We start from the raw sequence: 24,246 nt of genomic DNA on the forward strand, positions 1-24,246 counted from the left end.
ATCGACCGGGCTTTTCAGGTGAGGCGAGCTGCGGGGGTTTACCAGCGCATGCCCTGGAAGGGGTTCCAGCTGGTGTCGCCCTTCACCTTTTCCAGGTAGTAGTTGTAGTTGGTGGTGAGCGCAATGAACAGCGACCACGCAATCGCGATGCCACGGCCGATCGGGTCGGGCAGGAATGCCAGCACCACGCCGAGCACCAGGGTCAGGCCCAGGATCGTCAGGGCCTTGCGCCACATGCCCAGGATGAAGAGGTAGATGCAGCCGAAGAACAGGGCGAAGAAGTTGAAGTTGACCTTGATCTTCTGCCCGAACGGCAGCGCCTTGTAGGCGGCCTTGAAGGCTGGCGAGTTCGGCGCGCCATAGGTGTTGAAGAAGTCGAACCGGAACTGCCACTTGGGGCTGAAGGATGACGCGATGTTGGAATCCATATCCACTTTATGATGTTGAAAACGGTTACATGATAGTCGCTGACTATTGAAAAGCGCCAGTTTTCGGGCGCGCGTCAGTGCTGATGCATTCCGGCGTAGGCGACGTCACACATTCGTCCACAAATTCATATAGGGTTCGCATTCCTCGCGGCATGGGTGCCGCGCGGGTGTATTGGAAGCGATCGAGAGTCAGACCATGTCGAGTGTTGTGATGTCCCCTGAGCGTCCTGAAGCCGGCCCGCGCATCCTGCCGTGCCCGGTTGCCACCCAGGCGCAGCATCTGCTGGCACAGCTGCAGTTTTCCCATGTCGGTTCGCGCGCGCTGGCGCGCCTGCCGGTGGAGAGCGATGTGGCCGTGGACGCCACCCCGGCCTGAAGCGGGTTCATCCCCCCCATTGAGCGCCGGTCTGCGCAGTTCCATGCCGGGTGCGTCTGTCCCCGGCCTTCTTTCCCAGGCTGCCCTGGGGCGCCTTCTGCCAGGGGTTACCCTACGCCCTGAATAGGGAAAGTCTTACGGCACAAGGCCTGCGGCCGTTTGTCGCAATCCGCCCGTTCGAGGGCTTGCGCCGGTTTGCTGAATGGGGGGGAATACCCCGAAAGCCCCTTCGCGCGCGGCTTACATTTGGCCCCCTATGCTGGGCCGCATTTTTCGCCTCAGTGCCGTTGGAGAGTTCGTGGGTTCCGGTAGTCACAGACATCAGCAGGGCGCCGGCCACGGCCACGCCGCTGCAGGACAGGGCAGCACTGGCGGGAAGCGCACGCAGGGTAGCCGCGCATGAGTGTGCAGACCGTCAACGCCGTGATCGATGCCGGCCGCCCGGTGCTGCCCGTTGAAAGCCCGATGGGCATGCCCGAACAGACCTTTACCCAAGGCCGCCTGCTGACGCCGCGCCAGCGCACCGCGCCGCGCATGATCGCGCTGCGCCGCTTCTACATCTTCGGCGGCACGGCGGCCATGACCGTGGCCGCCACCCACATGATGTGGAAGGTGCTGGCTACCAATGGCGTCACCGTATTGGAAGGCTGCCTGCTGGTGCTGTTCGTGGCGCTGTTCGCCTGGATCGCGCTGTCCTTTGCCGGTGCCCTGGCCGGGTTCCTCACCGCCGTGTTCGACCGTGGCTATAAGCTGGGCATCGACCCGGACCAGCCGCTGCCGCAGGTGCATACCCGCACAGCGCTGCTGATGCCGACCTACAACGAAGATCCGCGCCGCCTGCTGGCCGGCCTGCAGGCCATCTATGAGTCGGTGGCCGATACCGGGCAACTGGAGCAGTTCGATTTCTTCGTGCTCAGCGATACCCGGCGCGAGGACATCGGTGCGGCCGAGGAACAGGCGTTCGCCGAGCTGTGCGACGCGGTCGGTGGGCATGATCGCCTGTTCTACCGGCGCCGTGGCGACAACAGCGGGCGCAAGGCCGGCAACATCGCCGACTGGGTGCGCCGTTTTGGCGGCGGTTACCCGCAGATGCTGATCCTGGACGCCGACAGCCTGATGACCGGCGACACCATCGTGCGGCTGGTGGCGGGCATGGAGCACAACCCGGACGTGGGCCTGATCCAGACCCTGCCGGCGGTGATCGGTGGGCGTACCCTGTTCGCGCGCATGCAGCAGTTTGGCGGGCGCGTTTACGGCCCGGTGATCGGGCGCGGCGTGGCATGGTGGCACGGCGCGGAAAGCAATTACTGGGGCCATAACGCGGTGATCCGTACCGAGGCCTTTGCCGAGAACGCCGGCCTGCCGCCGTTGCCGGGCCGGCAGCCGTTTGGTGGCCACGTACTGAGCCACGATTTCGTCGAGGCGGCGTTGATGCGTCGCGGTGGCTGGGCCACCCATATGGTGCCCTACCTCAAGGGCAGCTATGAAGAAGGTCCGCCGACCCTGACCGACATGCTGGTGCGCGACCGCCGCTGGTGCCAGGGCAACCTGCAGCACGCCAAGGTGGTGGGTTCGCGTGGCCTGCACTGGGTCAGCCGCATGCACATGATGATCGGCATCGGCCATTACTTCACCGCGCCGATGTGGGCGATGCTGATGTTGATCGGCATTGCCATCCCGCTGTTCCAGGGCGGTATCGATTTCAGCGAAGTGCTGCACATGTCGCCGGGCCTGTACTGGCGCCAGCAGGATGAAACCCAGGTGATCCGCATGTTCGCCATCACCATGGCGGTGCTGTTGCTGCCCAAGGTGCTGGGCTACATCGCGATGTTGATCGACCCGGCCGAGCGCCGCGGTTGCGGCGGGGGCATCCGCGCATTCGTGTCGATGCTGCTGGAAACCGTGCTGGCCGCGCTGATGGCGCCGGTGGTGATGTACGTGCAGTCGCGCGGCGTGGCCGAAGTGCTGGCCGGCAAGGATTCGGGCTGGGATGCACAGCAGCGCGACGATGGCGGCATTTCCTGGCCGGCGCTGATCAAGGGCTACGGTGGCCTGAGCGTGTTCGGGCTGTTCATGGGCGTGCTGGCCTATGCGGTGTCGCCGGCGCTGGCCGCCTGGATGGCGCCGGTGGTGGTGGGCATGGTGCTGGCCATTCCGGTGGTCGCGTTGACTTCCGGGCGCCGCGCCGGCGACCTGCTGCACCGCCTGCGCCTGATGGAAATCCCGGAAGAGACCACCCCGCCGACCATCCTGCAGCGCGCCGCCGAACTGCGCCGTGCTGCTGCCCAACGCGCCGGCCACTGACATCTGGCCCCATAATGCGGCCAGAACGTACTGGAGCCGCACGATGTCGCAAGCGCTGGAAACCGTAGTCAACGAAACCGCCGCCAACCCGCAATGGTCCGTGCTCTGGCTGCACGGCCTGGGCGCGGATGGCCATGATTTCGCTCCGATCGTGCCCGAGCTGCTGCGTCCGCACTGGCCGGCGATCCGCTTCGTGTTTCCGCATGCCCCGATGCAGCCGATCACCATCAACAACGGCGTGCCCATGCGCGCCTGGTATGACATCGTCAGCATGGACTTCCGCTCGCGCGCCGATGCTTCCGGTGTGGATGCCTCGGTACGCGCGCTGGATGCCCTGATCGATGCCGAGGTAGCGCGCGGCATTCCCGTCGAACGCATCCTGCTCGCCGGCTTCTCGCAGGGCGGGGCGATCATCCTCAGCGCTGCATTGCGCTCGACCCGGCCCATCGCCGGTCTGATCGCGCTGTCCACCTACCTGCCGGATCCGGAAACGGCCATCAAGGCCGCCATTGCCGATGGCGCGCGGCCGCCGGTGTTCATGGCCCATGGCGCGCAGGACCCGGTGATCCCGCAGGTGATCGCTGCCGACACCGCCCAGCGGCTCACGGCAGCCGGCTTCCCGCTGGAGTGGCATTCCTATCCCATGGCCCACCAGGTCTGCGCAGAAGAACTGCAGGCGCTGGGCGACTGGCTGGACGCACGCTTCGCCGCCGCCTGAGCCATGAACGACCCGCGCCAGCAGCTGTGGTTGCCCGAGCTGTGCCGCCTGCCGCGACTGGGCGCGATGCTCGGCCTGGCAGAGCTGGTGGTGGTGGTGGTGGCGCTGTCGCCCGACGGCAGCCGGCAATGGAGCGTGCCGGATTTCCTGTCGGCCAGCGGCCTGGCGTTGTGGCTGGCATTGGCGGTCACGGTGAGTCTGTGCGCGGCACGGGCGACCTTGTCGCGGCTCCCGGAAGCGTTGGGTTCGGCGCTGGCAGTAGCCATGGCCGCCCTGATCGCTGCTGCCTGCACGGGCATCGTGCATGCGCTGTATGCGGTGCTGGATGCGCGCGGTTTCGCCGGGGATGTCGGCTTCTGGCGTTTCACCCTGGGCTGCGCCACGGTCACCGCTCTGATTGTGGCACTGGCGTTGCGCTACTTCTACGTGAGCGATCGCTGGAGCGCGCAGACCGTGGCCAACGCACGCGCGCAGGCCGATGCGCTGCAGGCGCGGATCCGCCCGCATTTCCTGTTCAACAGCATGAATCTCATCGCCAGCCTGGTGCGGCGTGATCCGGAAGTGGCCGAGCGCGCGGTGCTGGATCTGTCCGACCTGTTCCGTGCCGCGCTGGGGGCGGGCGAGGGCGACTCCACCCTGCAGGCCGAGTGCGAACTGGCCGAAGCCTACCTGTCGATCGAGTCGCTGCGGCTGGGGGAACGCCTGCAGGTGGAATGGCAACGCGCAGACGGCTTGCCCTGGACCCTGCCGATGCCGCGCCTGGTGCTGCAGCCGCTGGTGGAAAACGCGGTGCTGCATGGCATCTCGCGGCTGCCGGCTGGCGGCACCATCGTCATTGCGCTGTCCTTCGAAGGAGCGCAGCTGCACATCCGCATCCAGAACCCCGCGCCCGATCCGGACGTGCGTGCGCTGCCGCTGATGCAGGGCGCCGGGCACGCGCAGCGCAACATCGCGCACCGCCTGGCCTGGCGGTTCGGCCCGGCTGCACGGATGACGGGGGCATGGAACGACGGCTACTATGCCTGCGACATCTTCGTGCCTGTTCAGTGAGGAAGCCTGCTTGAGAGTTGTCATCGCCGACGACGAGCCGCTCGCCCGCGAGCGCCTGCGCAGCCTGCTGGCCGAACAGCCCGGGGTCGAGGTGGTGGCCGAAGCCGAGAATGGCGAGCAGGCGCTGCATGCCTGCGCGGAGCTGCAGCCGGACCTGGTGCTGCTGGATATCGCCATGCCCGGGCTGGACGGGCTGGAGGCCGCCCGTCACCTGGCTACCTTCGATCCGCGCCCGGCGGTGGTGTTCTGCACCGCCTACGATGCGCACGCGCTGTCCGCATTCGAAGCGGCGGCCATCGATTACCTGATGAAGCCGGTACGCAGCGAACGCCTGGTTGCCGCGCTGGAACGCGCCCGGACCTTCCTGGCCGGCCGCAACGGGCAGCCCAGCGCGCCCAGCCAGCAGGCACGCACGCTGTTGTGCGCGCGCCTGCGCGGCAGCCTGCGGCTGATCCCGATCGACGACATCCACTACATGCAGGCCGAGGAAAAGTACGTGGTGGTGCACCATGCACGCGGCGAGGACCTCATCGAGGAATCGCTGAAGTCGCTGGAAGAGGAATTTGCCAGCCGTTTCGTGCGCATCCACCGCAACTGCCTGGTGGCCCGCCACGAACTGGTGGAGCTGCGACGAAATGGCGCAGGCCAGGTCCAGGCCGTGCTGCGCCATGGCAAGGCCCCGCTGGAGGTCAGCCGGCGCTGCGTGGCCAGCCTGAAGCAGGACCTCAAGCACCTGTAACCGGCGATAATGGGCGCATGACCACCCTGCGCATCGCCACCCGAAAGAGCCCGCTTGCCCTGTGGCAGAGCGAACATGTTGCCGACCGCCTGCGCCTGGCCCACCCCGGGCTGGACGTGGTGCTGGTGCCGATGAGCACCCGCGGCGACGAAGTGCTGGACCGCTCGCTGGCCGCGATCGGCGGCAAGGGCCTGTTCCTGAAGGAGCTGGAGCTGGCCATGCTGCGGGGCGATGCGGACTGCGCCGTGCACTCGCTCAAGGACGTGCCGATGGAACTGGACGTACCGTTCGCGCTGCCGGCCATGCTGACCCGGCACGACCCGGCCGACGGGTTCATTTCCAACCTGTACGCCTCGGTGGACGCGCTGCCGATAGGCGCGCGCGTGGGCACCTCCTCGCTGCGCCGCCAGGCCCAGCTGCGCGCGCTGCGCCCGGACCTGGAACTGCTGGACCTGCGCGGCAACGTCAACACGCGCCTGGCCAAGCTCGACAACGGCGGCTACGACGCCATTGTGCTGGCCGTGGCGGGCCTGGAACGGCTGGGGCTGGGCGGGCGCATCGTGGCGCGGCTCGCTGCACCGGACTGGTTGCCGGCGCCGGCGCAGGGCGCGGTCACGGTGGAATGCAACGGCGACGATACGCGGGTGATGGCGCTGTTCGCCGCGCTCGACGATGCACGTACGCGCGCCTGCGTGGAAGCCGAGCGCGCCATGAACCGCGCGCTGCACGGCAGCTGCCACGTGCCGGTGGCCGGCTACGCGCAGTGGGAGGGCGACGATCTGTTCCTGCAGGGCCTGGTCGGCGGCGTGGCCGACGGGCGCCTGATCCGCGCCGAAGCGCGGGGCCCGGGCAATGACCCGGATGCGCTCGGAAAGTCGGTGGCCCAGGGCCTGCTGGACGGCGGTGCCGGCGAGTTGATCGCCGTCTGAGGCTGCGCGCGGTGTCCGGCCAACGGCCGGACCTACGAATTGCTACGGGCCCATTGGGATCGGGATGAACCAACCCCGGATCCCGGTTGTCCCCATTACTTGAATTTGTAGACCACGTTCATCGTCGTCAGGGTATCGGTCTTGCGCTTGTCTTCGGCCACGTCGCTGTTGTAACGCGCCTGCCAGGCCGCCTTCAGGGCCAGGTGCTCGTTCATGCTCACCGACACGCCGAAATCGTTCTGGCCGAAGGTGTTGTACGAGCCCGATTCCACCAGCAGGGTGTTGATCAGGTCGGTATTGGGGGTCAGCGAATACTTCACGTCGAACAGCCCGCGGCCGATCAGCCCGGTACGGGTCTCGTCGTCTTCGGTGTTGTGCGTGCGGCGCACACCGGGGCCGATCTGCGCATCCATGTAGAAACGGTCGCCTTCCACCAGCCGGGTGCCGTAACCCAGGCCGAACGAACTCTGGCGGTCGTAGGTGGCGAAATCGTCGCGCTCATAACGCACCGTGGCGGTGATCTGGCGGTGCTCGCCGAGCTGCAGCGCGCTGCCGGCGCTGCCGGTGTAGCGGTTGGCGGTGGTGTTGCTGCGCTTGGTGACGGTGCCATCGTCGGCGGTTTCGGTGTATTCCGAACGCGAGCGCAGCCCGAACAGGTCCATGCTGTGCACCCAGTCGTCATCGGTATAGCGCAGGCGCAGGCGGCCGTTGGCGCTTTCGGTGTTGCTGTTGCCCCGTGCGGAGGCAAAGCCGAGTTCGCCGCCGCTGCCGCTCCACGGCGAGGTCATCGCGGCCAGGTCGGTGGTGTCCTGGGCAAAGGCGGCCGGGGCACTGAGCAGCAGGGAAGCAAGCAACGTCACGCGCAGGGACATCAACGATTCTCCGGATCAACAGGGGGGAGGAGCAACGCGTGATGATACTGGATGCCTTCACGCCGTTTTTCCTTTTCCCGCCCGTGCTTTAGGAGAGGTTTGGACTTGTCGCCTGTTCAGGGCACTGCGATCTGCAGTGTGGGGTCGTCGAAACGGCTGTAATCCACCGTGACCTTGAAGGCTTTGCCCTGGGTCTGGCCCTGGCGTTCGATCCGCACCGGAAGGCCGGCCGTGTTGATCCAGTACAGCATGCCGTCAGGTGCGGCGCTGGCATGGCGCACGCGGTAGCGGCGGGCGGGCTGCCCCTCCACGCGCTCCTCGCCCAGTGCTTCAACCTGCAGTTCGGCGGCGGTGGCGTCAGCCGGCAACGGGCTGCGCCATTGCGCCAGCAGGCCCGGCGGCACCGGCACTTGGCGGACTTCGCCGGCGCGCTGCAGGAAGAACGTGTCGCCGATGATGGTCTGCACGCCCTCGTCGGTCTGCAGGCGGTAGCGGTCAGGCGCCACGAATTCCATGCTGGCGTCCAGCGTGCGCGGCCCCTGCATGTGCAGGCTGGCGTGGAAGCTGCGCAGCTGCCCGAAGCGCTGGCTGGCGGCCAGTACCGCCTGCGCGGGATCGCTGGCGACCGGTACCGGCGGCGTGGCGGCTGCAGGAGCGGCGGGCGCAGGTGCCTGCCCGCAGGCAGACAGCAGCAGGGACAGCACGGCAACGGCAGGCAGCAGGCGCATGGCGGGGTTCGGGCGGGCAGGGGGCCCCACGATAGCCGAAGTTCGGATCCGGGCCGCCACAACGGCGGCGACTCGGACATAATCGGGTCATGGACCGATATGAACGCATCAACGCCCTGCATCGTCTGCTGAAGTCCGCCCGCTATCCGGTCACGGTGGCGACCCTGCAGGAAAAACTGGCGTGTTCGCGCGCCACCGTCTATCGCGACCTGGCCTTCCTGCGCGATGCGCTGATGGCACCGGTCGAGGGCGATGGCGAGGCCGGCTTCCGCTACCAGGACAACGAGAGCGAGCGGTTCGAGCTGCCCGGCCTGTGGCTCAGCTCCGAAGAACTGCACGCCCTGCTGGCCTCCCAGCACCTGCTGGCGCGTACCGGCGGTGGCGTGTTGTCGTCGGTGCTGGCGCCGCTGCAGCAGCGCATCGAAGGGTTGCTGGCCGCGCAGGCCGGCGTGTCGACCTGGCCGGTGGACCGGGTGCGGGTCATTCCGCACCGCGGCCGCAAGTTCGATGAAGCCAGCTTCCGCGCCGTGGCGTCGGCCGTGCTGGAGCGCAGGCAGCTGGCGTTCGAGTACCGGGCCCGTTCCACCGACGAGGCGACCAAGCGCACCGTGTCGCCGCAGCGCATGACCCACTATCGCGACAACTGGTACCTGGACGCCTGGGACCACGGCCGCGAGGGCCTGCGCAGCTTCGCCGTGGACCGCATCTACAAGGCCCGCGTGGTCGACACGGTTGCGCGCGACGTGGACGACACCGAGCTGGACGAGCAGTTGGGTGCCAGCTACGGCATCTTCTCCGGCCCGCCCAAGGGCTGGGCCACCATCGTCTTCAGTGCCAAGGCCGCGCGCTGGGTGGCCGACGAGCATTGGCATTCCAAGCAGCAGGGCCGGTTCCTGGCCGACGGCCGCTACGAGCTCAAGGTGCCCTACAGCGTTTCGCGTGAGCTGCTGATGGACGTGCTGCACTACGGTTCGGACGCGGAAATCATCGAGCCGACCGTGCTGCGCGAGCAGGCCAAGGCGCTGCTGATGATGGCGCTGAGCAATTACGAATAACGGTCATGCCCCCCGGTCATATGGCCGGGATACCCGGCTGGCCGGGGCTTGCGGTATGGTTGGCTGCTACGCAGCCCCCCGGATTCCGTCCCCATGAAAAAGACCCTGTTGCTCCCGTTGCTGGCCGCCACACTGGCCCTGGCCGCCTGCGGCAAGCCCGCCGCCGATTCCAGCAAGCTGGTCGTTGCGGCCACTGCGGTGCCGCACGCCGAGATCCTGGCGGTGGTCAAGCCGATCCTGCAGAAGGAAGGCCTGGAGCTGGACGTAAAGGTCTTCAACGACTACGTGCAGCCCAACGACCAGCTGGTGCAGAAGCAGGTGGACGTGAACTACTTCCAGACCGAACCCTACCTGGACGCCTACAACCGCGACCGCAAGACCGACCTGACCAAGGTGATCGGCGTGCACATCGAGCCGTTCGGCGCCTACTCGCGCCGCTTCAAGTCGCTGGCCGATCTGCCGGTGGGGGCCGACGTGGTGATTCCCAACGACCCGAGCAACAACAGCCGTGCGCTGATCCTGCTGCACAAGGCCGGCGTGATCACGCTCAAGGACCCGACCAACGCACTGGCCACCCAGCGCGACATCATTGCCAACCCGAAGCAGCTCAAGTTCCGCGAACTGGATTCGGCGATGCTGCCGCGTGTGCTCGACCAGGTGGACCTGGCCCTGATCAACACCAACTACGCGCTGGATGCGGGCCTCAACCCGACCCAGGACGCGCTCGCGATTGAAAGCAAGGATTCGCCGTACGTGAACTTCCTGGTCGCCCGCCCGGACAACAAGGACGACCCGCGCGTGCAGCAGCTGGCCAAGGCGCTGACCAGCCCGGAAGTAAAGGCCTTCATCGCCGAGAAATACAAAGGCGCGGTGCTGCCGGCGTTCTGATCGGACACGAGCCGACCCACGGTCGGCTCCTACCGAGGGGTGCGGAAGCCCATCGTCGCTTCCACCGCCTGGAGCCACCCGGCATACAGCGCTTCGCGCCGGTCAACCGCCATCTGCGGCACGAACCGGCGATCCACCGCCCACTGCTCGGCAATCTCCGCGCGGCTGCTCCAGAACCCGGTGGCCAGGCCGGCCAGGTAGGCCGCGCCCAGCGCGGTTGTCTCGGCCACCTGCGGGCGCAGCACGGGCACGCCCAGCAGGTCGCTCTGGAACTGCGCCATGAAGTCATTGGCGATCGCGCCCCCATCGGCGCGCAGTTCCTTCAGTTCAATGCCCGCATCGGCCTGCATCGCGGCCAGCACGTCGCGGGTCTGGTACGCCATTGATTCCACCGCCGCGCGGATGAAGTGTTCCTTGGTGGTGCCCCGACTCAGGCCGAACACCGCCCCGCGCACATCGCTGCGCCAGTACGGCGCGCCCAGGCCGACGAAGGCCGGCACCATGTACACCCCACCGTTGTCGGCCGCGCGTTCGGCATAGGCCTGGCAGTCGCTGGACTTGCCGAACATGCGCAGCCCGTCGCGCAGCCACTGCACCACCGAGCCGGCCACGAAGATCGAGCCTTCCAGGGCGTACTCCACCTGCCCATCGATGCCCCAGGCCAGCGTGGTGAGCAGGCCGTTGCTGGAGGCCACCGCGCGGGTGCCGGTATGCATCAGCATGAAACAGCCGGTGCCATAGGTGTTTTTGACCATGCCAGGTTCGAAACAGGCCTGGCCGAACAGCGCGGCCTGCTGGTCGCCAGCGATGCCGGCAATTGGAATGTGCTGGTCGAAGAAGAACTGCGAACGCGTGGTGCCATACACCTCGCTGGAGCTGCGCACTTCGGGCAGCATCGCGCGCGGGATGTCCAGCAGCGCCAGCAACGCATCATCCCAGGCAAGGGTGTGGATGTTGAACAGCAGCGTGCGGGCCGCGTTGCTGTAGTCGGTGACGTGCACCGCGCCGCCGGTGAGGTTCCACACCAGCCAGCTGTCGATGGTGCCGAACAGCAGCTCGCCGCGCTCGGCGCGGGCCTGCGCGCCGTCCACGTGGTCAAGGATCCAGCGGATCTTGGTCGCCGAAAAGTAGGCATCCACCAGCAGCCCGGTGCGTGCGCGGATCAGCGGCTCGTGGCCTTCTGCCTTGAGGCGTTCGCAGATGTCGTTGCTCTGTCGGGACTGCCAGACGATCGCATTGTGGATGGGCTGGCCGGTGGCCTTGTCCCAGACCACCGTCGTTTCGCGCTGGTTGGTGATGCCGATCGCCGCGATCTGGCGCGGATCGATCTGCTCGCGGTTGAGCAGCTCGGTCAGGGTGGTATAGACACTGGTCAGGATCTCGCGCGGATCGTGTTCAACCCAGCCCGGCTGCGGGAAGATCTGCCCGAACTCGCGCTGCGCCACCCCGGCGACGTGTCCGGCGCGGTCGAACAGCATTGCGCGCGAGCTGGTGGTGCCCTGGTCGATGGCGAGTACGTAGCGTTTGTCCATGGGGGATCCTGGGGTACGGCCGGCACGATGCACTGGCGATGGTAACGCTACGCGATTGCCGCCATGGCAGATCGTACAGCTCGACGGCCCATTCCCGCGATCAAGGTAGTCCACTTCACGCGCATACAGCCCCGCGCCGAAATGCGACCGGTAAAAAGGGCAATGCCAGAAACGACAACGGGCCCGCGAGGGGCCCGTTGCATTGCTACGTGTAGCGGAAGCGCTTAGAAGCGCGCGCCGATACCAAAGCCCACGGTCCACGGATCCAGCTTGGCTTCGTCGCCGGTGCTGCGGCCGTTGACGGTCAGGTCCGGGCGCGAATGCATGTAGCGGGCATCGGCACGGGCGAACCAGGTGCTGTTGATGTTCATGTCCACGCCGACGGTACCGATGGCGCCCTTGGCGGTTTCCAGCCCGATATGGCCGGCGTCGCTGGCCAGCTTCTCGTTGCTGAAGTTCGACTCGTAGTAGCCCACGCCCACGAACGGGCGGAACACGTTGTCGGCCTGGCCGAAGTGGTACTGGCCGCTCAGCGCGATCGGCTGCTGCTCAACCGTGCCCAGCTGGCCATTGGCGCCGCGCACGCGGTGGTCGAACTTGTCAGCTGCGCCCCACAGTTCCACGGCCCAGTTGTCGTTGATGTAGTAGCTGAAGCTCAGCGTCGGCGCCGGGCCGCCATCGACCTTGTCGATGCCTTCCAGCGGATCATTCTTCGGCTGCAGCAGTGCAACGCCGCCGACAACGGCGAAATGCTTGCCCGACGCGGTGTCGGTGGTGCTGTCCTGCGCGAAGGCGGCAGGTGCGAAGGCAAGGGCAGTCAGGGTAGCCAGGGTCAGGGTGCGGATGGAGCGCATGGGGGAATCTCCTCAGGTATTTTTTTGTTCTTGGGCCCCCGTTGCATCGGGGCGAGGCAAACGTAGTCCCCGCAACATGAATCGAATCCGACGCACGTTAAAATTTAGTTTGTTCTGTTCAGCCAGCAGCGCGAAATCGTTGCGCTGGCGCGCGATCATGCAATGCGCGACATTCATGCATCTGGAGACACTGTGACGAATCCAACGCTGTGCATCGGCCTGCCTGCGCAGGTTTCGGCAGGTTGCCGCGTGCTGGTGCTGGGATCGATGCCGGGCGTGGCATCGCTGCATGCAGCGAAGTATTACGCGCATCCGCGCAACCGATTCTGGCCGTTGATGTCGGCGCTGACCGGGATCAACGCGGGTCTTGCCTACGTTGATCGCCTGCAGGCGTTGCAATTGGCGGGCGTAGGGCTGTGGGATGTGATCGGGCAGTGCGAGCGGCGTGGCAGCCTGGACGCGGCGATCGTGCGCGGCAGCGAAGTGCCCAACGCCGTGGCCGATCTGGTTGGCCAATTGCCGGCCCTCGCGGCGGTCGCCTGCAATGGCGCCACTGCACACGCGGCCTTCGTGCGTTACATCCTGCCGGTGCTGGACGACCGTGCGGCGTCCCTGGCGGTGTGGTCGCTGCCCTCGACCAGTCCGGCGAATGCGGCATGGCCGCTGCCGCGCCTGCAGGTGGCGTGGCAGCCCGTCGCCGATGTCCTGGCCGGCTGAGCCGGACCGTAGCGGGACAATACGGTACCGACTGGAACACCGGCCGCAGCAGCGCCCATCCCTGCTGCAACACGCTGTCCCGGGACAGAGCGGGTGAAAATTGCCCAAGCTGGTTGGCGCTGACGCCTCATGCCCCCACAATAGGCGATTCCCTACACCAGATTGCCGGAGTTATCCCCATGGCCGAAATCAAGGAAGCACTTGTCCCCGATATCGGTGACTACAGCGATATCCCGGTAATCGAGGTGCTTGTCGCCGTTGGTGACACCGTCAAGAAGGACCAGGGGCTGGTCACGCTCGAGTCGGACAAGGCCACGATGGAAGTGCCGTCCTCGGTCGCCGGCGTGGTCAAGGAAATCAAGGTCAAGGTCGGCGACAACCTGTCCGAGGGCAAGGTCGTGGCGCTGATCGAAGTGGCTGACGCGGCCGCAGCGCCTGCCCCGGCGGCTGCGCCGGCACCCGCTGCCGCCCCGGCCAAGGCCGCTGCTGCTGCCGCCCCGGCCCCGGCCACCCAGAGCGCGCCCGCCGCTGCACCGGCTGCTGCCGGCGGTGGCCCGGTGGAAGCGCTGGTGCCGGACATTGGCGATTACACCGACATCCCGGTGATCGAAGTGCTGGTCGCCGTCGGCGATACCGTCAAGAAAGACCAGGGCCTGGTCACGCTCGAGTCGGACAAGGCCACGATGGAAGTGCCGTCGTCGGTTGCCGGCGTGGTCAAGGAAATCAAGGTCAAGGTCGGCGACACCCTGTCGCAGGGCAAGGTTGTCGCCATCATCGAAGCCGAGGGCGCCGCCGCCCCGGCGCCGAGCCAGGCCGCCGCTGCCGCCGCCCCGGCCGCTGCCGAAACCGGCACCAAGGTGGAACCGGTCGCCGTGCCGGCCCAGCCGGACAAGCTGGCGGCGCGCGAAATCGCCAGCGCCCCCTCGGCCGGTGCCCCGAGCAGCCCGCCGGTGCAGTTCAACGCCGACAGCGTGCTGCCGTCCAAGGTGCCCTATGCCACCCCGGCGGTGCGCGTGTTCGCCCGCGAGCTGGGCGTGGACCTCAACCAGCTGACCGGCACCGAAAAGGGCGGCCGCATCACCAAGGCCGACGTGCAGAAGTTCGTCAAGTCGGCGCTGACCGGCGGTGGCGCCGCCGTTGCCGGTGGCACGGTCGCTGCGGGTGGTGGGCTCAACCTGCTGCCGTGGCCCAAGGTCGATTTCAGCAAGTTCGGTGAAGTCGAGACCCAGCCGCTGTCGCGCATCAAGAAGATCTCCGGCGCCAACCTGGCGCGCAACTGGGCCATGATCCCGCACGTCACCCAGTTCGAGCAGGCCGACATCACCGACCTGGAAGGCCTGCGCGTGGCGCTGAACAAGGAAAACGAGAAGGCCGGCATCAAGCTGACCATGCTCGCCTTCCTGATCAAGGCCAGCGCCGCGGCGCTGAAGCAGTTCCCGGAATTCAACGCATCGCTGGATGCGGCCGGTGAAAACCTGACGCTGAAGAAGTACTTCAACATCGGCTTCGCTGCTGACACCCCGAACGGCCTGGTCGTTCCGGTGATCCGCGACGTGGACAAGAAGGGCGTGGTGCAGATCGCCCAGGAAACCGGCGAGCTGGCCAAAAAGGCGCGCGACGGCAAGCTGGGCCCGGCCGACATGAGTGGCGGCTGCTTCTCGATCAGCTCGCTGGGCGGCATCGGCGGCACCGCCTTCACCCCGATCGTCAATGCACCGGAAGTCGCCATCCTGGGCGTGTCCAAGTCCTCGATCCAGCCGGTCTGGAACGGCAAGGAATTCGCTCCGAAGCTGATGCTGCCGCTGTCGCTGAGCTACGACCACCGTGTCATCGACGGTGCGCTGGCCGCGCGCTTCACCACGTACCTGTCGCAGGTGCTGGCCGACATGCGGCGCGTGCTGCTGTGAGGCAGCGCCTGGCGGGCGTTGCGGTGATGTTGGCCGCCCTGGTTGTTGCGCCCGGCGCGTCCGCCGCGTGCACGACCGATATCGGCCGCGGCTGGCCGCCGGCGGTGGGCAACTACGGCCAGGCCGTGGAAACCCTGTTCAACGGCAAGGCACAGCCCGCGCTGGCGCTGACCATCCTGCCCAAGGGCGGGGTGGAAACCGGCGTGGCGCTGCTGCCCGGCAGCCAGGACCAGGCGTGGACCCTGCGCTACAGCGAGGCCGACAAGCGCGTGTACAACTGGAACAACAGTGCACGCGGTGGTGGCGTGGAGCTGCGCGTGGACCAGGAACCGGACCAGTACCAGGTCGCCATCCCCGCCGCGCTGGCCCAGCGCCTGCTGCGCAGCTGGCAGGCCGCGCTGGATTCGGGTGTGCCGGCAGGGCGCAAGGCGCCGGTGACCGACGGTGAGGTGCTGTCCTTCCAGGTGGCTGGAGAGCGCTACAGCGGCCCGCGCTGGGAGTGCGGCGCCGGCAAACTGATGATGAAACAGGTGGCGCTGCTGATCGAAGCCAGCGACACCAAGGAAAAGAAGCTCGACCGTCGCTGGCAGGATCTGGACGAGTCGCTCGACGAACTGCAGCAACTGCTCGCCGGCAACGCCGGCTGAGACCCAGGAGAAGACGAATGGCCGCTATTGAAATCAAGGTTCCCGACATCGGCGATTACAGCGCGGTGCCGGTGATCGAACTGCTGGTCGCCGTGGGCGACACGGTGAAGAAGGACCAGGGCCTGGTCACGCTGGAATCGGACAAGGCCACCCTGGAAGTGCCGTCTTCGGCTGCCGGCGTGGTGAAGGAAATCAAGGTCAAGCTCGGCGATACGCTGTCCGAAGGCGATGTGGTGGTGGTGCTGGACGCCGAAGGCGCCGCTGCCGCTCCGGCCGCGTCTGCGGCGGAAGCGCCCAAGGCCGCCGCCCCGGCCAGCAAGCCGCCGGTGACCCCGTCGCACCGCGCGCCGGCCGAACCGGCCGCGCCGCAGCCGGCGCTGTCGTCGGGCAAGCCGGCCGACATCGAATGCCAGATGGTGGTGCTGGGTGCGGGTCCGGGCGGTTACACCGCCGCGTTCCGCTCGGCCGACCTGGGCGTGGACACCGTGCTGATCGAACGCTACGCCAGCCTGGGCGGCGTGTGCCTCAACGTGGGCTGCATTCCGTCCAAGGCGCTGTTGCACGCCGCTGCGGTGATCGACGAAGTGGCCCACGCGGGCGATTTCGGCGTGGAATTCAGCGCGCCGAAGATCACCCTGGACAAGCTGCGCGGCTACAAGGAAAAGGTGGTCACCCAGCTGACCAAGGGCCTGTCGGGCATGGCCAAGCAGCGCAACGTGCGCACCGTGCAGGGCGTGGCCACGTTCGTCTCGGCCAATGAGCTGGAGATCGTCGGCGACGACGGCACGACCCAGCTGCTGCGCTTCCAGCAGTGCATCATCGCCGCCGGTTCGCAGGCGGTGAAGCTGCCGAACTTCCCGTGGGACGACCCGCGCGTGATGGATTCCACCGACGCGCTGGAACTGGCCGACATTCCCGGCTCGCTGCTGGTGGTCGGTGGCGGCATCATCGGCCTGGAAATGGCGACCGTGTACGCGGCGCTGGGCAGCAAGGTGACCGTGGTGGAGTTCATGTACCAGCTGATGCCTGGTGCCGACAAGGACCTGGTCAAGCCGTTGGCCGACCGCCTGAAGAAGCAGGGCGTCGAGGTCCACCTCAAGACCAAGGCCTCCGGCGTGAACGCGGACAAGAAGGGCATTACCGTGACCTTCGAAGCCGCTGCCGAAGGCGAGAAGCCGGGGCTGGAGCAGGGCACCTTCGACCGCGTGCTGGTGGCCGTGGGGCGCTCGCCGAACGGGAAGAAGATCGGCGCGGAGAAGGCCGGGGTGGGCGTCACCGAGCGTGGCTTCATTCCGGTGGACCGTCAGATGCGCACCAATGTGCCGCACATCTTTGCCATCGGCGATATCGTCGGCAACCCGATGCTGGCCCACAAGGCCACGCACGAGGGCAAGCTGGCCGCTGAAGTGGCCTCGGGCGAGAAAAAGGAGTGGGTGGCGCGGGTGATTCCGTCGGTGGCCTACACCAACCCGGAAATCGCCTGGGTTGGCGTGACCGAAACCGAAGCCAAGGCGCAGGGCCTGAAGGTTGGCGTAGCGAAGTTCCCGTGGGCGGCCAGTGGCCGTGCCATCGGCATCGGCCGCACCGAGGGCTTCACCAAGCTGATCTTCGATGAGGAAACCCACCGCATCATCGGCGGCGCGATCGTCGGCGTGCACGCCGGTGACCTGCTGGCCGAGATCGGCCTGGCCATCGAGATGGGCGCCGAAGCTGAAGACATCGGGCACACCATCCACGCCCACCCGACGCTGAGCGAATCGGTGGCGATGGCCGCGGAAATCTACGACGGCACCATCACCGATCTGTACATCCCGAAGAAAAAATGATTGGTAGAGCGGACTGTTAGTCCGCTGCATGCCTGATCCGCTGCATGCCTGGTCCGCTGCATGCCACCCAACAAAAAACCCGGCTTTCGCCGGGTTTTTCGTGCGGTAACACACCAACCAACGGTTGGATCAGAACGAAACGCTGATGCCGGCCACCGGGCCCTTGAATTCCTGCTTCAGGCCGATGGTGCCATCGCTGCCGGTCTGGTCGACGTCGAGGCGGAACCAGTCGTAGCCGGCGAAGATGCCGAAATTGTCGGTGAACCTGTAATCCACGATCACGTTGGCGCGGGTCAGGTCGCCATCGTAGTCATCGAAGTTGCCCCAGTCGGTGTTGAGGTACTGGCCCTGCGCGGTGATCATCCACTTCTCGGACGGGGTGATGGTGAAGCGCGCACCGACCACCGGCGCAACGCCGTCGGCCTTCTCGTCCAGGAACTCACCCTGGTACACGGTGCCCAGGTCGGCGTAGGCCTTGGTACTCACCTTGGCGTACTCCGCACCCAGCTGCAGGCCGAGGTCGAACTTCTCGGTGTCCACCACCGAGTAGTCGTACACCAGGCTGGCCACCTGGTACTTCAGCTCGCCCTTGACGAAGCTGCCGGCCGGCACGGTTTCGCCGCCGAAGCTGATGCCGTCGTTGAGGGTTTCGCGGCGGTCCTTGTCGTACTTGAAGTAGTTGAAGATCAGGCGCTGGCGGTCGCTGATGCGGAACAGGCCGTCAATGCGCGGCTCCCATTCCTTGCCGCCCAGGCCGAAGTCCTCGGAGAAGCCCACATCCTGGCCGAGCACCGTGGTGTTGCCCCGGATCGTGTTGTCCGAGTCGATGTTCATCGCACCCAGGCGCAGGGCGAAGCGGTCATCGCCTTCGGCCGCGCTCGCGGACGTGGCGTGGGTGAGGGCGGCCATGGCCAGCGGCAGGGCGAGCAGGGGAAGCAGGCGCATCGTTCTATCCTTGGAGGGATTCAGTGAAGTGGAATCACTCTGCCCAGCGCCGCGTCCACCATTCGTGAACGTATGGTGGAGATTGTGTGTACCGTTCATGCACCCCGGGTGACCGTCGGAGGTGGCGCGTGGCCGCCGCGCGCGCTGCACCACGTTGTAGCGGATGCGGCCTGCCCGGAAAAAGGCGGCCCCGGAGAGAGCTCGGGGCCGCCCGGTACCGGCCTGCTTCAGGGGCGTCGACGAGGATCGAATTGGCAGGCCCACTTCTCTGACCGGGCCCCACGGCCAAAGTTCAATATGGTGCGACGCGACATGAATTGGGGCGGGCTGTGGCGGGATCGGACCCCCTCCCGGGCCAAAATCTGTGGCGATGCAGCAACTTGCGTCGTCCGGGATGAACAGGCGCAGGTTGTCTCGCAAATTGTCCCGTTGCTATAATTTGGCGGCTCGACGGGGCACAGGCAGTTCCAGCCCCGGTCACCCCTCCCACAACCATGCAGGACATACGTGTGCTGAACTCCGTTGACGCGGGTCGGCGACTGATGCTGCGCGCAGCGGTGTACCCGCTGGCTGCAGTGGCTGTCCTGGCCCTGGTGCTCCTGCTGCTGGCAGGCCCGAAGTACGCGCTTGGCGCGCTGGCATCGGGCATCGCGGTATCGGCGGGCGGCTGGGTCGCGGCGCGGATGGCGCTGGGGGGCGGGGTGCAGGCGGCAGGTTCAGCGATGTCGCGGCTGATCCTGGCGGTGGTGGCAAAGTGGGCGCTCGTATTCGGTGTCCTGGCGGTGGGTTTCGTGGTCTTCAAGCTGCCTGCATTGGCGCTGCTGGCCGGAATCGCCGTCGGACTGATGTTCCAGGTCCTGGCTCTGGCCAGGCGCTGATCCAATTTATTTAACTCAAGGTTCCGGACACATGGCAGGCGAGGCGCTTACACCCACCTCCTACATCCAACATCACCTGCACAACCTGACGTTCCACATGCAGGAAGGTGGTTTCTGGGCAATTCACGTCGACACCATTGTGACTTCGGTCCTGATGGGTTTGTTGATGGTGTTTGGCTTCTGGATGGCCACCCGCAAGGCCACCGCCGGCGTACCGGGCAAGTGGCAGGCGTTCGTTGAAATCTGCCTGGAGTTCGTTGACCGCCAGGCCAAGGACACCTATCACGGCACCAGCAAGCTGGTGACCCCGATCGCGATCACGATCTTCTTCTGGATCCTCCTGATGAACCTCATCAAGATGATCCCGGCCGACTTCATCGCCCTGCCGCTTGAAGCGCTGGGCATTCCGTACTGGAAGCCGGTCCCGACCGCCGACGTCAACGCCACCCTGGGCATGTCGATCAGCGTGTTCTTCCTGATGCTGTTCTTCGCGCTGCGCGCCAAGGGCCTGGGTGGTTTCACCAAGGAATTCCTGACCGCACCGTTCGGCAAGTGGATGATGCCGTTCAACCTGATCCTCAACATCGTCGAGTGGCTGAGCAAGCCGATCTCGCTGGCGATGCGACTGTTCGGCAACATGTTCGGCGGCGAAATCGTGTTCCTGCTGATCTGGGTGCTGGGCAGTGCCGGCATCATGGGCGCCATCGCAGGCGGTGCCTTCGGCCTCGGCTGGATGCTGTTCCACCTGCTGGTGATTCCGCTGCAGGCCTTCATTTTCATGATGTTGTCCATCGTGTACCTGAGCCTGTCGGAAGACGCTCACTGAGTTTCCGCTTCACCCTTCATCCGTTTCATTACCCTTAGCTACTTAAGTTTCCGGAGATAACCCATGTACTTTGCCGTCCTGACCAACCTCGCCCAAGTCCAGAGCTCCACCGTCCTCGCCGTCGGCATCATGATCGGCCTGGCCGCGCTGGGTGCCGGTCTCGGTCTGGCCATCATGGCCGGTAAGTTCCTGGAATCGGCTGCCCGCCAGCCGGAACTGATCCCGGTGCTGCAGGTCCGCATGTTCATCACCGCCGGCCTGATCGACGCCGCGTTCATCATCTCGGTCGCCGTCGGCCTGCTGCTGGCCTTCGCCAACCCGACCATCGCTGAGTTCGTGACCCGCCTGCCGCCGGTTGCCGGCTGATCCAGCGAAAGCGAAACGATCAGGCGCCTCGAGCGCCTGATCGCGGATGAAGGAACGGATGCGCCGCTCCTGCGGCGCCTCCACCCCATCACCCCAGATTGAGCGAACCCCATGGAAATCGGTTTTACCCTCGTTGCCCAGGCACTGGCGTTCGCCGGTCTGATCTGGATCATCGCGACCAAGATCTGGCCGCCGCTGATGAACGCCATCGAAGAGCGCCAGCAGAAGATCGCTGAAGGGCTCGCTGCTGCCGACCGCAGCCAGAAGGATCTGGCCCAGGCGCAGGAAAAGGTCAACGAAGCACTGAAGGATGCGCGCACCAAGGCCAACGAGATCATCGACCAGGCCCATGCCCGCGCCAACCAGATCGTTGATGCTGCCAAGAATGAAGCCATCGTCGAAGCGAACCGCCAGAAAGAACTGGCCCACGCCGAGATCGAACTGGCCGCCAACCGTGCCCGCGAGGATCTGCGCAAGCAGGTGTCCGTGCTGGCCGTGACCGGTGCCGAAAAGCTGCTCAAGCGCGAAATCGACGCCAACGCCCACAAGGCGCTGCTCGACGAGCTGGCCTCGGAGATCTGATCGATGAGCCAGGCCCTCACGCTTGCACGCCCGTATGCCCGCGCCGCGTTCGCGACCGCGCGCGACGAAGGCACGTTCGCGCCGTGGTCGGACGCGCTTGCGTTCTCCGCCCATGTAGCCGCCGATCCGCGCGTGTCGGCCCTGCTGTCGAACCCGGAGCTGGGCCGTGACGATGCCGTCGCGTTGCTGGCCCCGGAAACGGCAGGCGAGTCGTTCGGTCGCTTCCTGGCCATCCTGGCCGAAGCGCACCGGCTGCCGCTGCTGCCGGAAATCGCAGGCATGTACGACCAGCTCCGCGCTGAAGCCGAACACGTGGTGAAAGCCACGGTGACCTCGGCCGCCGAGCTGTCCACCGCTGAGCTGGACGCCATCAAGGCCGCGCTGCGCAAGCGCTTCGGCCAAGAGGTCGACGTCACCACCGCCATCGATGCGTCGCTGATCGGCGGTGCGGTGATCGACGCTGGCGACGTGGTGATCGATGGCTCGCTCAAGGGCAAGCTGTCGCGCCTGCAGACCGCGCTCGCTAACTGAATTCATTTAACGTCCGGCGTGATCGCCGGCACTAGGACTTGACGATGGCAACCACGCTCAACCCCTCCGAAATCAGCGAACTGATCAAGAACCGCATCGAGAAGGTCAAGCTGGCCGCGGAATCGCGCAACGAAGGCACCGTGACCAGCGTGTCCGACGGCATCGTGCGCATCTTCGGCCTGGCCGACGTGATGCAGGGCGAAATGATCGAACTGCCGAACAACACCTTCGCCCTGGCCCTGAACCTGGAGCGCGACTCGGTCGGCGCCGTGGTCCTGGGTGGCTATGAGCACCTGCGCGAAGGCGACGTGGCCAAGACCACCGGCCGCATCCTGGAAGTGCCGGTCGGTCCGGAGCTGCTGGGCCGCGTGGTCAACGCGCTGGGCGAGCCGATCGACGGCAAGGGCCCGATCGCTGCCCAGGCCACCGCACCGGTGGAGCGCGTTGCCCCGGGCGTGATCTGGCGCAAGTCGGTCGACCAGCCGGTGCAGACCGGTTACAAGTCCGTCGACTCCATGATCCCGATCGGCCGCGGCCAGCGCGAGCTGGTCATCGGTGACCGCCAGACCGGCAAGACCGCCCTGGCCATCGATGCGGTGATCAACCAGAAGGACACCGGCATCAAGTGCGTGTACGTCGCGATCGGCCAGAAGGCCTCGACCGTGGCCAACATCGTGCGCAAGCTGGAAGAGAACGGCGCCCTGGCCCACACCGTGGTCGTGGCCGCCACCGCGTCCGAATCGGCTGCCATGCAGTACATCAGCGCCTACTCGGGCTGCACCATGGGTGAGTACTTCATGGACCGCGGCCAGGATGCCCTGATCGTGTACGACGACCTGTCCAAGCAGGCCGTTGCCTACCGCCAGATCTCGCTGCTGCTGAAGCGCCCGCCGGGCCGTGAAGCCTACCCGGGTGACGTTTTCTACCTGCACTCGCGCCTGCTCGAGCGCGCCGCCCGCGTCTCGGAAGAGTACGTGGAGAAGTTCACCAATGGTGCCGTCAAGGGCCAGACCGGTTCGCTCACCGCGCTGCCGATCATCGAAACCCAGGCCGGCGACGTTTCCGCGTTCGTGCCGACCAACGTGATCTCGATCACCGACGGCCAGATCTTCCTGGAAACCGACCTGTTCAACTCGGGCATCCGCCCGGCCGTGAACGCCGGTATCTCGGTGTCGCGCGTCGGTGGTGCGGCCCAGACCAAGATCATCAAGAAGCTGTCGGGCGGCATCCGCATCTCGCTGGCCCAGTACCGTGAGCTGGCGGCGTTCGCGCAGTTCGCCTCGGACCTGGACGAAGCCACCCGCAAGCAGCTTGAGCGCGGTCAGCGCGTGACCGAGCTGATGAAGCAGAAGCAGTACGCCCCGATGTCGATCGCCAACCAGGCGCTGTCGATCTACGCCGTCAACGAGGGTTACCTCGACGACGTGCCGGTCAACAAGCTGCTGGCCTTCGAAGAAGGCCTGCACGCCCACTTCGCCAACACCCAGGGCGAACTGGTCGGCAAGGTCAACGCCACCGGCGGTTGGGACAACGACATCGAAGCGGCCTTCAAGAAGGGCATCTCCGAGTTCAAGACCACCGGCAGCTGGTAAGCCGCTTCGTGGGGCGGGGAGTGTTTCCCCGCTGCGCAAACGACAAAGCGGGGCATGGCCCCGCTCTACGGGAATAAGAGATGGCAAGCGGACGCGAAATCAAAACCAAGATCAAGAGCGTGCAGAACACCCGCAAGGTGACCCGCGCGCTTGAAATGGTCTCGGCCTCCAAAATCCGCAAGGCGCAGGAGCGGATGAAGACGTCGCGTCCGTATGCGCAGGCGATGAAGCAGGTGATCGGCCACCTGGCCCAGGCCAGCACCGATTACCAGCATCCGTTCCTGGTCCAGCGCGACGAAGTGAAGCGCGTGGGCTACATCGTGGTCTCTTCCGACCGCGGCCTTGCCGGCGGCCTGAACAACAACCTGTTCCGCAAGATGCTCGGCGACGTGCGCGAGTGGCAGGACAAGGGCGCCGAGATCGACCTGGTGACCATCGGCCAGAAGGCATCCACCTTCTTCCGCCGCGTCAAGGTCAACATGGTCGGCAGCGTCACCCACATGGGCGACGTGCCGCACCTGGAACAGCTGATCGGTGTCATCAAGGTCATGCTCGACGCCTTCACCGAGGGCAAGGTCGACCGCGTGTACCTGGTCTACAACCGCTTCATCAACACGATGACGCAGAAGGCCAGCTTCGACCAGCTGCTGCCGTTGCCGGCCGCCGAGAAGCAGGTTGCACACCACGACTGGGACTACCTGTACGAACCCGACGCCGCGACCGTGCTGGAGCACGTGATGACGCGTTACGTCGAATCGCTGGTGTACCAGGCAGTGCTGGAAAACGTCGCGTCCGAGCATGCAGCCCGCATGGTCGCGATGAAGTCGGCCAGTGACAACGCCAACAAGCTGATCGGAACCCTGCAGCTGGTCTACAACAAGGCCCGCCAGGCAGCGATCACCCAGGAAATTTCGGAAATCGTCGGCGGCGCGGCAGCAGTCTGACGCGCGCAGTCA

The 24,246-nt window shown here is 66.1% G+C and carries 25 protein-coding genes; 19 read left to right on the forward strand and 6 right to left on the reverse strand.

Annotated elements, in window-relative coordinates; translation table 11 throughout:
* Positions 1-38 precede the first annotated feature (38 nt).
* Positions 39-428 (reverse strand): DUF2628 domain-containing protein, encoded by a 390-nt coding sequence (locus tag QE395_RS02525; RefSeq protein ID WP_306987478.1) that lies wholly within the window; start codon positions 426-428, stop codon positions 39-41.
* Between the two features lie 211 nt (positions 429-639).
* Here QE395_RS02525 and QE395_RS02530 point away from each other — a divergent pair, with 211 nt between their 5' ends.
* The 6 genes from QE395_RS02530 (at position 640) to hemC (ending at position 6,544) form a co-directional block, all read left to right on the forward strand.
* Positions 640-804: a hypothetical protein gene (locus QE395_RS02530; protein WP_157771772.1), complete on the forward strand. Its 165-nt coding sequence runs from the start codon at positions 640-642 to the stop codon at positions 802-804.
* Positions 805-1,203: 399 nt separating this feature from the next.
* Positions 1,204-3,108 carry a glucans biosynthesis glucosyltransferase MdoH gene (gene mdoH / locus QE395_RS02535; protein ID WP_306987479.1) on the forward strand — a complete coding sequence of 635 codons (1,905 nt, stop codon included), beginning with the start codon at positions 1,204-1,206 and terminating at the stop codon, positions 3,106-3,108.
* Positions 3,109-3,151: 43 nt separating this feature from the next.
* Complete coding sequence (locus QE395_RS02540) at positions 3,152-3,826, forward strand: dienelactone hydrolase family protein (RefSeq protein ID WP_306987480.1); 675 nt, start codon at positions 3,152-3,154, stop codon at positions 3,824-3,826.
* Positions 3,827-3,829: 3 nt separating this feature from the next.
* Positions 3,830-4,876, forward strand: coding sequence for a histidine kinase (locus QE395_RS02545; RefSeq protein ID WP_210131111.1), 1,047 nt, complete (start codon positions 3,830-3,832; stop codon positions 4,874-4,876).
* Entirely contained in the window at positions 4,845-5,615 is a 771-nt protein-coding gene (locus QE395_RS02550; protein ID WP_176472593.1) for a LytTR family DNA-binding domain-containing protein, read from the forward strand. Before QE395_RS02545 ends, QE395_RS02550 begins: the two co-directional genes overlap by 32 nt.
* A 17-nt stretch (positions 5,616-5,632) precedes the next feature.
* Complete coding sequence (gene hemC / locus QE395_RS02555; RefSeq protein WP_093534662.1) at positions 5,633-6,544, forward strand: hydroxymethylbilane synthase; 912 nt, start codon at positions 5,633-5,635, stop codon at positions 6,542-6,544.
* A 95-nt stretch (positions 6,545-6,639) separates the two neighbouring features.
* On the opposite strand, the gene QE395_RS02560 is transcribed toward hemC, so the two are convergent.
* Together QE395_RS02560 and QE395_RS02565 are read right to left on the reverse strand one after the other, a co-directional pair.
* On the reverse strand, positions 6,640-7,416 hold the full coding sequence (locus QE395_RS02560; RefSeq protein WP_068854114.1) for a DUF481 domain-containing protein: 777 nt from the start codon (positions 7,414-7,416) through the stop codon (positions 6,640-6,642).
* Between the two features lie 116 nt (positions 7,417-7,532).
* Complete coding sequence (locus tag QE395_RS02565; protein ID WP_306987481.1) at positions 7,533-8,144, reverse strand: hypothetical protein; 612 nt, start codon at positions 8,142-8,144, stop codon at positions 7,533-7,535.
* 89 nt (positions 8,145-8,233) lie between these two features.
* On the opposite strand from QE395_RS02565, the gene QE395_RS02570 reads away from it, so the two are divergent.
* Positions 8,234-9,199 carry a YafY family protein gene (locus QE395_RS02570; protein ID WP_068854112.1) on the forward strand — a complete coding sequence of 322 codons (966 nt, stop codon included), beginning with the start codon at positions 8,234-8,236 and terminating at the stop codon, positions 9,197-9,199.
* 93 nt (positions 9,200-9,292) lie between these two features.
* A complete protein-coding gene (locus QE395_RS02575) occupies positions 9,293-10,087 on the forward strand; it encodes a MetQ/NlpA family ABC transporter substrate-binding protein (protein ID WP_068854111.1) in 795 nt (264 codons plus the stop codon).
* Between the two features lie 29 nt (positions 10,088-10,116).
* On the opposite strand, the gene glpK is transcribed toward QE395_RS02575, so the two are convergent.
* Together glpK and QE395_RS02585 are read right to left on the reverse strand one after the other, a co-directional pair.
* The gene (gene glpK, locus QE395_RS02580; protein ID WP_095363007.1) at positions 10,117-11,619 is read right to left on the reverse strand and encodes a glycerol kinase GlpK; all 1,503 of its coding nucleotides are present in this window, start codon (positions 11,617-11,619) and stop codon (positions 10,117-10,119) included.
* Between the two features lie 224 nt (positions 11,620-11,843).
* On the reverse strand, positions 11,844-12,473 hold the full coding sequence (locus QE395_RS02585; RefSeq protein ID WP_306987482.1) for an OmpW family outer membrane protein: 630 nt from the start codon (positions 12,471-12,473) through the stop codon (positions 11,844-11,846).
* Positions 12,474-12,665: 192 nt separating this feature from the next.
* Here QE395_RS02585 and QE395_RS02590 point away from each other — a divergent pair, with 192 nt between their 5' ends.
* From QE395_RS02590 to lpdA, 4 genes are all read left to right on the forward strand, one after another.
* Complete coding sequence (locus QE395_RS02590; RefSeq protein WP_306987483.1) at positions 12,666-13,190, forward strand: DNA-deoxyinosine glycosylase; 525 nt, start codon at positions 12,666-12,668, stop codon at positions 13,188-13,190.
* 179 nt (positions 13,191-13,369) lie between these two features.
* The gene (gene aceF, locus QE395_RS02595; protein ID WP_095363005.1) at positions 13,370-15,097 is read left to right on the forward strand and encodes a dihydrolipoyllysine-residue acetyltransferase; all 1,728 of its coding nucleotides are present in this window, start codon (positions 13,370-13,372) and stop codon (positions 15,095-15,097) included.
* Between the two features lie 26 nt (positions 15,098-15,123).
* Complete coding sequence (locus QE395_RS02600; protein WP_093534942.1) at positions 15,124-15,744, forward strand: hypothetical protein; 621 nt, start codon at positions 15,124-15,126, stop codon at positions 15,742-15,744.
* 17 nt (positions 15,745-15,761) lie between these two features.
* Positions 15,762-17,570: a dihydrolipoyl dehydrogenase gene (lpdA, locus tag QE395_RS02605; protein ID WP_306987484.1), complete on the forward strand. Its 1,809-nt coding sequence runs from the start codon at positions 15,762-15,764 to the stop codon at positions 17,568-17,570.
* Between the two features lie 129 nt (positions 17,571-17,699).
* Here lpdA and QE395_RS02610 read toward each other — a convergent pair whose 3' ends face one another.
* Entirely contained in the window at positions 17,700-18,515 is an 816-nt protein-coding gene (locus tag QE395_RS02610) for a hypothetical protein (RefSeq protein ID WP_068854105.1), read from the reverse strand.
* Positions 18,516-19,024: 509 nt separating this feature from the next.
* On the opposite strand from QE395_RS02610, the gene QE395_RS02615 reads away from it, so the two are divergent.
* The 7 genes from QE395_RS02615 (at position 19,025) to atpG (ending at position 24,234) form a co-directional block, all read left to right on the forward strand.
* Positions 19,025-19,393 (forward strand): hypothetical protein, encoded by a 369-nt coding sequence (locus QE395_RS02615; protein ID WP_176472592.1) that lies wholly within the window; start codon positions 19,025-19,027, stop codon positions 19,391-19,393.
* 31 nt (positions 19,394-19,424) lie between these two features.
* On the forward strand, positions 19,425-20,219 hold the full coding sequence (gene atpB, locus QE395_RS02620; RefSeq protein ID WP_068854103.1) for a F0F1 ATP synthase subunit A: 795 nt from the start codon (positions 19,425-19,427) through the stop codon (positions 20,217-20,219).
* A gap of 63 nt (positions 20,220-20,282) precedes the next feature.
* The gene (atpE, locus tag QE395_RS02625; protein ID WP_068854102.1) at positions 20,283-20,585 is read left to right on the forward strand and encodes a F0F1 ATP synthase subunit C; all 303 of its coding nucleotides are present in this window, start codon (positions 20,283-20,285) and stop codon (positions 20,583-20,585) included.
* A 111-nt stretch (positions 20,586-20,696) separates the two neighbouring features.
* Positions 20,697-21,167: a F0F1 ATP synthase subunit B gene (locus QE395_RS02630; RefSeq protein WP_068854101.1), complete on the forward strand. Its 471-nt coding sequence runs from the start codon at positions 20,697-20,699 to the stop codon at positions 21,165-21,167.
* 3 nt (positions 21,168-21,170) lie between these two features.
* Positions 21,171-21,698, forward strand: coding sequence for a F0F1 ATP synthase subunit delta (locus tag QE395_RS02635; protein ID WP_068854100.1), 528 nt, complete (start codon positions 21,171-21,173; stop codon positions 21,696-21,698).
* 44 nt (positions 21,699-21,742) lie between these two features.
* Entirely contained in the window at positions 21,743-23,290 is a 1,548-nt protein-coding gene (gene atpA / locus QE395_RS02640) for a F0F1 ATP synthase subunit alpha (RefSeq protein WP_068854099.1), read from the forward strand.
* A gap of 80 nt (positions 23,291-23,370) precedes the next feature.
* Positions 23,371-24,234 carry a F0F1 ATP synthase subunit gamma gene (gene atpG / locus QE395_RS02645; protein ID WP_068854098.1) on the forward strand — a complete coding sequence of 288 codons (864 nt, stop codon included), beginning with the start codon at positions 23,371-23,373 and terminating at the stop codon, positions 24,232-24,234.
* Positions 24,235-24,246: the final 12 nt, after the last annotated feature.

Origin of the sequence: Stenotrophomonas sp. SORGH_AS_0282, assembly GCF_030818125.1 — a bacterium.
Taxonomy (GTDB): domain Bacteria; phylum Pseudomonadota; class Gammaproteobacteria; order Xanthomonadales; family Xanthomonadaceae; genus Stenotrophomonas; species Stenotrophomonas rhizophila_A.

Bases quoted from the DNA above. Each gene is read 5' to 3' on its own strand.
- QE395_RS02600 (WP_093534942.1), top strand. From the start codon at position 15,124: ATGTTGGCCGCCCTGGTTGTTGCGCCCGGCGCGTCCGCCGCGTGCACG.
- aceF (WP_095363005.1), top strand. From the start codon at position 13,370: ATGGCCGAAATCAAGGAAGCACTTGTCCCCGATATCGGTGACTACAGC.
- atpB (WP_068854103.1), top strand. From the start codon at position 19,425: ATGGCAGGCGAGGCGCTTACACCCACCTCCTACATCCAACATCACCTG.
- QE395_RS02540 (WP_306987480.1), top strand. From the start codon at position 3,152: ATGTCGCAAGCGCTGGAAACCGTAGTCAACGAAACCGCCGCCAACCCG.
- atpA (WP_068854099.1), top strand. From the start codon at position 21,743: ATGGCAACCACGCTCAACCCCTCCGAAATCAGCGAACTGATCAAGAAC.
- QE395_RS02550 (WP_176472593.1), top strand. From the start codon at position 4,845: ATGCCTGCGACATCTTCGTGCCTGTTCAGTGAGGAAGCCTGCTTGAGA.
- QE395_RS02585 (WP_306987482.1), bottom strand. From the start codon at position 12,473: ATGCGCTCCATCCGCACCCTGACCCTGGCTACCCTGACTGCCCTTGCC.
- mdoH (WP_306987479.1), top strand. From the start codon at position 1,204: ATGAGTGTGCAGACCGTCAACGCCGTGATCGATGCCGGCCGCCCGGTG.
- QE395_RS02530 (WP_157771772.1), top strand. From the start codon at position 640: ATGTCCCCTGAGCGTCCTGAAGCCGGCCCGCGCATCCTGCCGTGCCCG.
- QE395_RS02630 (WP_068854101.1), top strand. From the start codon at position 20,697: ATGGAAATCGGTTTTACCCTCGTTGCCCAGGCACTGGCGTTCGCCGGT.
- QE395_RS02635 (WP_068854100.1), top strand. From the start codon at position 21,171: ATGAGCCAGGCCCTCACGCTTGCACGCCCGTATGCCCGCGCCGCGTTC.
- QE395_RS02575 (WP_068854111.1), top strand. From the start codon at position 9,293: ATGAAAAAGACCCTGTTGCTCCCGTTGCTGGCCGCCACACTGGCCCTG.
- atpE (WP_068854102.1), top strand. From the start codon at position 20,283: ATGTACTTTGCCGTCCTGACCAACCTCGCCCAAGTCCAGAGCTCCACC.
- atpG (WP_068854098.1), top strand. From the start codon at position 23,371: ATGGCAAGCGGACGCGAAATCAAAACCAAGATCAAGAGCGTGCAGAAC.
- QE395_RS02525 (WP_306987478.1), bottom strand. From the start codon at position 428: ATGGATTCCAACATCGCGTCATCCTTCAGCCCCAAGTGGCAGTTCCGG.
- glpK (WP_095363007.1), bottom strand. From the start codon at position 11,619: ATGGACAAACGCTACGTACTCGCCATCGACCAGGGCACCACCAGCTCG.
- lpdA (WP_306987484.1), top strand. From the start codon at position 15,762: ATGGCCGCTATTGAAATCAAGGTTCCCGACATCGGCGATTACAGCGCG.
- QE395_RS02610 (WP_068854105.1), bottom strand. From the start codon at position 18,515: ATGCGCCTGCTTCCCCTGCTCGCCCTGCCGCTGGCCATGGCCGCCCTC.
- QE395_RS02565 (WP_306987481.1), bottom strand. From the start codon at position 8,144: ATGCGCCTGCTGCCTGCCGTTGCCGTGCTGTCCCTGCTGCTGTCTGCC.
- hemC (WP_093534662.1), top strand. From the start codon at position 5,633: ATGACCACCCTGCGCATCGCCACCCGAAAGAGCCCGCTTGCCCTGTGG.
- QE395_RS02560 (WP_068854114.1), bottom strand. From the start codon at position 7,416: ATGTCCCTGCGCGTGACGTTGCTTGCTTCCCTGCTGCTCAGTGCCCCG.
- QE395_RS02570 (WP_068854112.1), top strand. From the start codon at position 8,234: ATGGACCGATATGAACGCATCAACGCCCTGCATCGTCTGCTGAAGTCC.
- QE395_RS02545 (WP_210131111.1), top strand. From the start codon at position 3,830: ATGAACGACCCGCGCCAGCAGCTGTGGTTGCCCGAGCTGTGCCGCCTG.